The 1,320-nt window shown below is 61.0% G+C and carries 1 protein-coding gene and 1 other annotated feature; the gene reads left to right on the top strand.

Translation table 11 applies throughout. The features are described from left to right. The first annotated feature begins 51 nt into the window (after window positions 1-51). A protein-coding gene (locus AC1DOX_RS30950; RefSeq protein WP_441624655.1) for an IS3 family transposase occupies window positions 52-1,286 on the top strand; the annotation gives its coding sequence in 2 pieces (ribosomal slippage) (window positions 52-340 and window positions 340-1,286; 1,236 coding nt in all). Continuing rightward, window positions 330-446, top strand: a sequence feature (AL1L pseudoknot). Its footprint overlaps the gene before it by 117 nt. Window positions 1,287-1,320 lie beyond the last annotated feature (34 nt).

Raw genomic sequence — 1,320 nt, 5'->3', positions numbered from 1 at the left:
TGAACCGCCCCGGGTTTAGTGGAGGCTCCAATTCTTGAGAGAATGGAGCCCATGAGCAAGCAAACCAAGTTTTCCCCCGAGGTCCGAGAGAGAGCCGTACGCCTGGTTCAAGAGCAACGCAGCGAGCATCCGTCGCTGTGGGCGGCAGTCGAATCCATCGCACCGATGATCGGTTGCACGAGCCAGACGCTGTTGGGGTGGATCAAACAAGAGCAAGTCGACAGCGGCGAGCGCGATGGAGTGACCACGTCGGAGCGTGAGCGCCTCAAAGCGCTGGAGCGTGAGGTAAAGGAGTTGCGCCGCGCCAACGAGATCCTGAAGCTGGCGAGCGCGTTTTTCGCCCAGGCGGAGCTCGACCGCCGTTTGAAGTCCTGAAGGCCTTTGTCGATCTGCATCGCGACGCCTTCGGGGTCGAGCCGATCTGCAAGGTCTTGCAGATTGCTCCGTCGGGCTATCGGCGCCATGCTGCGCAGCTTCGCGAACCATCGCGGCGCTCTGCGCGAGCCAAACGCGATGAGTGGCTACGGCCCGAGATCAAGCGAGTCTGGCAGGCCAACATGCAGGTCTACGGGGCTGACAAGGTTTGGAAGCAGATGAACCGGGAAGGCATCGCGGTGGCGCGCTGTACGGTCGAGAGGCTGATGAAGCAGCAGAGTTTGCGCGGCGTAATTCGCGGCAAGCGGGTTCGCACGACGACTCCAGATGCGAAAGCAGTGCGCCCGCCGGACCTGGTCAACCGTCAGTTCAGGGCCCAGCGACCGAACCAGCTCTGGGTTTCGGACTTCACCTACGTTTCGACGTGGCAGGGCTGGCTGTACGTGGCCTTCGTGATCGACGTGTTCGCACGGCGCATCGTCGGCTGGCGGGTCAGCTCGTCGATGACTACGGACTTCGTTCTGGATGCACTTGAACAGGCGCTTTACGCTCGCCAGCCTGGCAACGATGGTTCTCTCATCCACCACTCCGACAGGGGTTCGCAGTACGTCAGCATTCGCTATAGCGAGCGCTTGGCGGAGGCGGCGATCGAACCGTCGGTTGGCAGCCGTGGCGACAGCTATGACAACGCCTTGGCCGAGACGATCAACGGCCTCTACAAGGCGGAACTGATCCATCGTCGTACTGCCTGGAAGACGCGTGAATCCGTTGAGCTGGCCACGCTGGAATGGGTAGCCTGGTTCAATCACCACCGGCTGATGGAACCCCTTGGCTATATCCCGCCCGCCGAAGCTGAGGCAAACTACTATCAGCAGCTTCAAATGCCTGCCGCTGAAACGCTATTAACTTAAACCAACCAGCCTCCACGGTACCCGGGGCGGTTCA

This window comes from Cupriavidus sp. 01L415 (assembly GCF_056400065.1).
This window is presented reverse-complemented; position numbering and strand designations above follow the sequence as displayed.